This window comes from Psychromonas marina, from assembly GCF_030161115.1.
Lineage (GTDB): Bacteria > Pseudomonadota > Gammaproteobacteria > Enterobacterales > Psychromonadaceae > Psychromonas > Psychromonas marina.
The window spans coordinates 266,205-275,588 of record NZ_BSPQ01000010.1 but is presented as its reverse complement, the minus strand read 5'-3'; the positions used below and the strand labels follow the sequence as shown (position 1 = coordinate 275,588).

Genomic DNA, 9,384 nt, shown 5'->3' with positions numbered 1-9,384 from the left:
GCGTATATTCCCAGGTACCATCTTCATTAACTACAACACTACCGTTGGTAGGGTCGCTATTTTGCGTAAAGGTTAATGAGTCACCATCAGAATCTATCGCCTGCAAGGTACCGCCAACTGGCGTATCTTCAGCAGTTTCGACGGCGATGCTCTCACCCAGTGGGGTTTCATTATCACCCACTAATACTGGCCCGTCATTCTCTGGTAGCACACCGATATTGACCGTGATCGTATCAGAACCACCGTTACCGTCTTCAACAATAACCGTGAAACTATCATCACCGTTATAGTTTTCATTCGGCGTATATTCCCAGGTACCATCTTCATTAACTACAACACTACCGTTGGTAGGATCGCTGTTTTGCGTAAAGGTTAATGTATCACCATCAGGATCTGAGGCCTGCAAGGTACCGCCAACTGGCGTATCTTCAACTGTTTCAACGGCGATGCTCTCACCCAGTGGTGTTTCATTATCACCCACTAATACTGGCGCGTCATTAACAGGAGAAACTAAGATCGTTGATGTAGTTGTGCTTTTAGCGCCATCGTTATCTTCAGTGATCAACGTGATGGTTACTTCACCATTAAAGTTCTCAGCAGGGGTAAATGTGTAAGTACCGTTTTCATCATCAACAATGACCGTACCTTGCTCTGCTGGAACAGTAGCTATAGTAGACACAATGTTGCCATCGACATCATTTGCGTCAAAATTAACTATTAGACTGCCACTATCTTCATCCATTTCACCATTATCTGCTATAATGGTAGGTGCTTTATTAATATCATTATCAATAATAGTCGCATTGCTACTGGCTTCCTCATTAGCAATTTTAACGACTAACTCAAAGGTCTCATTCTGCTCATGGATATCATCATTTGTTGTATCAACAACAACAGTTAATGAGTTAATACCAGCAGGTACAATGACATTACCTTTGCCATCAAACTCAAGATATTGCGGATTAGACGCATCACCATAAAAAACTTTAAGGCTAGATAGATCATAATCAAATTCTGCGTTTGCGCTTCCATCTACTAGCGCTAGATTCACTAAGGTAATAACTTCTGGGTTATCGCCAATATCTTTTTCAAAATCAACAGTAAAAATAGCTTGCTCACCTTCAATAACCTGAGGTGAGCTGACATTTATTTCAACGGGATAATCATTATCAAAAATACGCAAAGTACCTTGTGCATCGTTGATAACCGCATTTACTGGATTAGAAAGGTTTAGCAGTGCAAATTCTGGAGAAACTTCTACTTCAAGATCATCAATAATTGGAATTGAGATAGTTGCTGATGTTTGTCCTGCTTTGATAATGAGTGTTCCAGAAGTCGCTTCAAAATCTTCCCCTAAAACAGCAGAAAGCCCTTGAGTATCATAATCAACGCGAATATCTTCATCGCTTGCTTTACTCAAAGTTAAGGTGAAAACAGCATCCCCTTGGCCTTCAGTAATCAGTACAAAATCGAGGTCAATGGTGGGTAATTCAGAAATTTCTGTATCATTGTCTTCAATCGCAAAAAGAATAGTTTCATCGTAGAAATGTTCTCCCTCTATTTCTGCGCGAAAATATTCTGTGGGTTCAATGGTCAGATCATCAAAAATGGGGATTCTAATTTCAACACTACTATTACCTGCAGCCAATTCAAAGCCAAATATAGGTCTTGGAATATCACCACTTGTATCGATTGCAACAACGTTCATAGCAACCCAAGTAATACCACCATCATTTGAATACTCAAGAGGAATAGTAAAATCATCAGCATACTCAGAAATTTGGATAACGCCATTTTCATCTGCAACTGCATCTTTACCCAAAGCAGCTAATTCTTCAGCGACTTGACTAGTTAACTGCTTACTTAATAATTCACTCGTAAAGTTAATTTGTAATAATGATTTTTCATCAAAAGTGAGTGTACTGTTTAAAGTGAATTGATTAAAACCAGCGTCTTCCACAACATCATCAATATCGGCAGATAAGTGTGATTTGTAACTATCTAATGTTTTTGAAGTAACCTCTCTAATAACGGTCCAATCCTCAACGCGGTAATCTACAGAAAGGTTTTCTAACTCTTTGCCCGTAACCCCTTCGTTAAGTTCAATTTCATAGTTACCATCGCCTTTATCAACAAGCGTACCGATATTTTCAAAAGCGGCTGATAATGTCACATTTTTAACGACTAAATTTTCTGTTATAACTTGTTGGCCAACGGCCCCTTCAAGCAGATCATCTGTTGTAAATGTGATCACCCCTTCTGCTTCTTGGAAATTAAAGTTAATTAATCCGCCAGGTACATCGATCGTATCAACTTGACGATCATCTGCAATTACCTCGCCTCGCTCATCACCCGCCAGCTCTTGAATCGTCTCCGCAACATGTTCCATCGCTATCGATTCAAATACATTTTCACCGTTTTCATCGCGTTCGCTGTCACGTGTAAATTCAATCCCCACTGAAGCAAGCGCTTGAGATATCATCTCTTTGCCTGAATTAGTTATGTTTAAGGGCTTACCCGTTGTTGGGTCTATATAACCAGAGAAGGCACTATGCATCGCTTCTGAAATATTAATATTTGTTGCATAGGAAGCATCTTTATTAATAATATTATCGGTTTTTAATACACCATCGGTTTCATTACTATCGGTCAGATCATCATCTAGGGCTTGTAAGAAAATAGCCATATTTTCTACATGATTTGAGTTATTGTCTGCAAGGGAATTACCCGCAATATCTTGTAAAAATAGAATATCCCCTTGAATTGCATTAGCACTAAACTCACCAATGACAACATCACCGACAGTGAATATAATAATATCCCCACTATTATATTTAAATTCACCTGCAATGCCGCTTTCACCGGTAAAACCAGTTAAGCCAGATGAAGTACTATATTTAACACCCGATACAAAATTATCGGTAAATTGCGCATTTAAAATATTGTCTACAATAGGTTGAGTAGGAGAAAGGGGCTGTGTTGGATTAGAGAGCAATGGGTCAGTGTTATTTGTATCGGTAAGTTCAACCGAGGCAGTGCTAAAAGAAAAGCCTGCTGTCTTAAACTCTGTACTTGCTAAGGTTTGAGAACCATCACGAGCAAAATCTACAGCAGAAGAGCTACCACCATCGCTGTTTTCCCCTGCTGCAGTTTCAACAACTTCTACCGGTTCTTCACTTTCTTCGACGACAGCCTGAATAGCTTCAATTTCAGCAAGTAACTCATCATCGACTTCAATCGAATCGACAATGCCATCAACCTTTGCAACTAACGTAGCATCTTGTGATGGTTCTTTTAGTAACTCATCTTTTTTAATATCACTATCATTCATGACTAAATCCTTTTAAATATTAACTACTCTAAGATGTACAGCTACACAGTTAAAAGCACTTCCTACGCCTTAACAAATATACAACACACACTCAACAAGATTGCACACTCGGTTTTCATTATGTTAAAACCAGATGCACAGCAAAAAAATATCAAGCACAATATATAACACTCAAAAACAAAAATCATGTTTTTAAGTATAAAGATCAATAGTTAAGCGCTTTCTTGAGGGGACAGAAGCACTAACAAAAGATTACTTATTAATAACCTACCCCTGTAAAAAACAATTAAAACAATCACAAGCAACTGATAAATAAAACTTATTATCACTTAACACACAAGTCACAAACCAATCAAAACATTGTATTTTATTTGAAAAATGTATGCTTTTTTTATTTTTAGAGCTATCAATAAAACTCATCTAGCCTGCTACCTATATGCACTCTATCACTAGTAAAAATGTTCACTTCTCACATTAAGAAATTACGGCAGCAATGCATTTTTAATATTGGCAGTACAAGTAGGCGAATTTGTTTAAATAAATTCAGCTATAAACTGCAGAATAAATGCTGTAATCGATATAAGTTATATTGAATCAGAACTAAATTAGCGATTTTTCACTGGCACAGATATTTATTGCCGAAATTTATGGGGATATACGCTAAGTTAAGAGATCAGAGGATAGGTGTTAGTTAGATGACTTTGCATGGTATAGTATTTTAATAATAAATTTTACTGCAATAATAGTAAATATCTATAGGCGCTAAACTGACTCGTCGACGAATCTGTCTCTTTTTATAATCAAATGTGACCTCAGTTGATTTTGGTAAGAAAAACAGTAAATCAAAAAATAAAAAGGCCAACCACTTAAGCAATTGGGCTTTTATTTATAATCCTCAATATATTTTTAGACGCAATGTCTTTATAAAAAAGGAACGATAACAAACTATCAAAATATTTAAGATCAGAGTTAAAAATGGATCTGAAAAATTTTGGTTGTCTGTTTACTATTAGCTTATCTCATCAACAATAGTGTTCATCATGCTATCAGTTGTTCCCATATCAGCCGGGAAACTATCACCAATTAGTAAGGCACCTTCTTCTAACATGTCATTCATGATAGTGATATCACTGCCGATATTAACACCATCTAAAACGATCGTTTGGGTAACATTACCATCACCTTTAGCGCTAATAGATATCGTAGTAAACTCCTCACCGCTTTCAGCATCAATGCCAACAGAGAAATCTAAAAATCGATTAAGCTCATCATCAGTAGTTATTTGCAATATTTCACTTAAATCGAGCTTTTCGCCTTCAGTAATATCACTTTGCAACCAAGCAAAAGTATCGCTACTCACATCTGAATCAATAATCGATTCACTATCAATAAGATACTCGCTATTGTGATCGAGAACACGCTGTTCAAATTCAGAACTATCCATTCCAGCATAAAGTTCAAGCATATCTTGAACATGTTCCATAGCAGCATCTTCACTCAATGCAGCATGGCCAGTTTCTTCAATGATACTCACTAAGTTTTGTTCAGATATAACAGATAAATCAAAACTATCACCGGAAAAGGCTTCACGCATTGCCTCTGTGATCACAATGCCGTTGTAAGCATCGCCATCAGCATCAAGCGACTGAAGTAGAACAGCCATATTTTCGACATATTCATCATTTACATCACTACGTTCGACACCTGCGATATCCTGTAAAAATACCTTACCGTCAGTGATATTGTTCATATCAATCTGACCAATAGTTAAATTACCGATAGTAAATGTAATAATATCACCAATAGCATAATCAAAATGGCCACTAGCACTAGTAAAGCCAGAAATACCTGATGTTGTACTATATTCTAAACCTTCAATAATTCCATCGACTACTGTCGCTTGTAGCGAATCTTCAAAATTAACATTTATATCTAAAAGTATGTCACTGAAGGCATCACCATCAGCATCGATTACGGTTACTTCAATTTTTTCAGTATATTCAGTCATCGTAGTAGGTAGGTATCTATAATCACCCGTTTCAAAGTTGATTTCAAAAACACCATGTGTACCATTTATAGTCTGCAATAAGTTAGATGCATCATAATTAGCCGTAGTGTTACCAATTGTAATTGAAGCAATATGACCGCCATCTGCACCAAAATCAATAATAGTGCTGCCATCAACATGAAACGTTAAGCTACCTTTAGCAAACAACTCTACCGTTTCAGAAACAGCTGAATTAAGTGTATCGATATTTTTAATATTTACTGCGTCAGGTGAGACAACATTTTCATCATTATCGGCGACTCGATTAATGTCAGAAGCAACATTATCTGTGTTAACGCTATAAGCAAATAATTTATCAATAGCGCCAGAGTTTACAAAACTGCTCCATGAGGGTAGATAAGCGTTAAAATCAGTTTCATAACTATTATAAGTACTACCATCACCGAAGAAATACATTACATTCTGATCTGCTTCTGGCTGATTACCACTATAGCCATTATCAACCATTGCACGCAGTCCCTGCTCAATATCAGTACCAGATTGACTCGTATCGAGATTTAATGCTTTACCAGTAGCTCCATCTACCCAGCTATCTTCGTTACTTCCAGTTTGTATATATCCATTACCATAAAACTGCACAATATTTACATTCACATTACCTAATTGCCCATAGCCATTTATTAATGACTCAATCGCAGACTCTGTGAGACTAAGGTCATTATTTGACATACTAGATGAAACATCGACAATAATTGCTAGATTTGTAGTAATAGGCTCAACAGTGATGTCCAATGTTTGTGGTGCATTAGCTGTAGGTGAATCATCAAAAATGTTAATTTCTAAGACGGCAGTTTGCGAGAATCCATTAGCATCCGTTATTTCATAGGTAAACGTATCGGCAATGGATTGAGTCGTATCACCACCTGCTGGATGAGAAACCGCGTTATTAAGAGTGTACGTATAAGCTCCAAAATTAGATGAGTTAATATCAGCATTAACGACTAATGTATTCCCATCACTTGTGGAGACAGTAATCACTCCAGCAATATCTGGCGTAGCACCATTAATGGAGGATAAAACGGCCCCCACCTGTAAAGAGTCATTAGCAAAAATATTGCCAGTTGCTATCTCATCATCACTACTACTGTTAGTCCCATTAGAAAGCGCACTTTCATAAACGGAGTTGCTTTCGTCAATAACAGTGCTGCTATCAATAATCGTTGCAGTACCAGAGGCATCAGCAATCACATTATTAACATCTGTCGCAATTAAACTAAAGGTTTCAGGGCCTTCATAGACACTGTCTTGCGTGGTTTGTACCGCGACATTAATCGCTATCACGCTACCAGGGAAGGTATAGCTACCATCACTGTTTGCTAACACGGTAATCGTTGCGCTATTGGCATCTACGTAAGTCACCACCGGTAAGGCAGTGATGTCATTGGCTTCTGCACTATCGCCGCCACCCGTTGTACTCGGTATTAAGTTGAGCATCACAGGGGTTTCACTTGCACCCGATAGGGTCACAGCAAAGTTGGCTACATTCCCCTCTTGCACACTTTCACCTACCACGGTTAAGGTTGGAATATCATTATCAACCGGATCATCGGGGTCTTCTGGTGTTGGGCTGTTGTTATCAAGGATGGTTGATATACCTGAGGCTTCAGTTATCACACCGTTGACATCGGTTGCTATTAAACTAAAGGTTTCAGGTCCTTCATAGACACTGTCTTGCGTGGTTTGTACCGCGACATTAATCGCTATCACGCTACCAGGGAAGGTATAACTGCCATCATTATTTACAGCTACTGTCACCGTTGCACTGTTTTCATCAACGTAAGTCACCACCGGTACTGCGCTAATATCATCTGCTTCCGCGCTATCACCACTACCCGTTGTACTTGGTGTTAAGTTGAGCGTCACAGGTGCTTCACTTGCACCCGACAAGGTCACGCTAAAGTTGGCTACATTCCCCTCTTGCACGCTTTCACCTACCACCGTTAAGGTTGGAATATCATTATCAACCGGATCCTCGGGGTCTTCTGGTGTTGGGGTGTTGTTATCAAGGATGGTTGAGGTGCCAGAGGCATCAGCAATAATATTGTTGACATCAGTTGCGATCAAGCTAAAGGTTTCTGGGCCTTCATAAACACTGTCTTGCGTGGTTTGTACCGCGACATTAATCGCTATTACGCTACCAGGGAAGGTGTAACTGCCATCACTGTTTGCTGACACGGTAATTGTTGCGCTATTGGCATCTACATAGGTCACCACCGGCACTGCGCTGATATCATCTGCTTCCGCGCTATCACCACTACCCGTTGTGCTTGGTGTTAAGTTGAGCATCACAGGCGCTTCACTTTCACCCGATAAGGTCACGCTAAAGTTGGCAACATTACCCTCTTGCACACTTTCGCCCACCACGGTTAAGGTTGGAATATCATTATCAACCGGATCCTCAGGGTCTTCTGGTGTTGGGCTGTTGTTATCAAGGATGGTTGAGGTGCCAGAGGCATCAGCAATAATATTGTTGACATCAGTTGCAATCAAGCTAAAGGTTTCTGGGCCTTCATAAACACTGTCTTGCGTGGTTTGTACCGCGACATTAATCGCTATCACGCTACCAGGGAAGGTATAGCTACCATCACTGTTTGCTGGCACGGTAATTGTTGCGCTATTGGCATCTACATAGGTCACCACCGGCACGGCGCTGATATCATCTGCTTCCGCGCTATCACCACTACCCGTTGTGCTTGGTGTTAAGTTGAGCATCACAGGCGCTTCACTTTCACCCGATAAGGTCACGCTAAAGTTGGCTACATTCCCCTCTTGCACACTTTCACCCACCACGGTTAAGGCTGGGATATCATTATCGATCGGATCTTCGGGATCAGTTGGCGTATTATTATCAACAATCGTACTTGTACCAGTAGTTGATTCAATCACATTGTTCACATCTGCCACAATTAAGCTAAAGGTTTCAGGTCCTTCATACACACTGTCTTGAGTGGTTTGCACCGCAACATTAATCGCTGTCACGCTGCCAGGGAAGGTATAACTGCCATCATTATTTGCAGTCACTGTTACCGTGATACTGTTCTCATCAACGTAAGTCACCACCGGTAAGGCAGTGATATCATCTGCTTCTGCGCTATCACCACTACCCATTGTACTCGGTATTAAGTTGAGCATAACAGGTGCTTCACTTGCACCCGACAGGGTCACAGCAAAGTTGGCTACATTCCCCTCTTGCACGCTTTCGCCCACCACGGTTAAGGTTGGAATATCATTATCAACTGGATCCTCGGGGTCTTCTGGTGTTGGGCTGTTGTTATCTAGGATGGTTGATATACCTGAGGCATCAGCAATAATATTGTTGACATCAGTTGCGATCAAGCTAAAGGTTTCAGGCCCTTCATAGACACTGTCTTGCGTGGTTTGTACCGCGACATTAATCGCTATTACGCTACCAGGGAAGGTATAACTGCCATCACTGTTTGCTGGCACGGTAATTGTTGCGCTATTGGCATCTACATAGGTCACCACCGGCACTGCGCTGATATCATCTGCTTCCGCGCTATCACCACTACCCGTTGTGCTTGGTGTTAAGTTGAGCATCACAGGCGCTTCACTTTCACCCGATAGGGTCACAGCAAAGTTGGCTACATTCCCCTCTTGCACGCTTTCGCCCACCACGGTTAAGGTTGGAATATCATTATCAACCGGATCCTCAGGATCTTCTGGTGTTGGGCTGTTGTTATCGAGAATGGTTGATATACCTGAGGCTTCGGCTATCACACCGTTGACATCGGTTGCGATTAAACTAAAGGTTTCAGGCCCTTCATAGACACTGTCTGGCGTGGTTTGTACTGCCACATTAATCGCTATCACGCTACCAGGGAAGGTGTAACTGCCATCATTATTTGCAGTCACTGTTACCGTGATACTGTTCTCATCAACGTAAGTCACCACCGGTAAGGCAGTGATATCATCTGCTTCTGCGCTATCACCACTACCCATTGTACTCGGTATTAAGTTGAGCATA

At 40.2% G+C, this 9,384-nt stretch carries 2 protein-coding genes; both read right to left on the bottom strand.

From position 1 onward, the window contains the following. The coding region (locus QQK09_RS11985) for a tandem-95 repeat protein (RefSeq protein WP_284204381.1) at positions 1-3,331 on the bottom strand (3,331 nt) is incomplete at its 3' end. Positions 3,332-4,340: 1,009 nt separating this feature from the next. Further along, complete coding sequence (locus tag QQK09_RS11980) at positions 4,341-9,383, bottom strand: beta strand repeat-containing protein (protein WP_284204380.1); 5,043 nt, start codon at positions 9,381-9,383, stop codon at positions 4,341-4,343. Position 9,384: the final 1 nt, after the last annotated feature.

What these genes read in the sequence shown, in the direction of transcription:
- QQK09_RS11980 (WP_284204380.1), bottom strand. Translation starts at nt 9,383, where the DNA reads ATGCTCAACTTAATACCGAGTACAATGGGTAGTGGTGATAGCGCAGAA.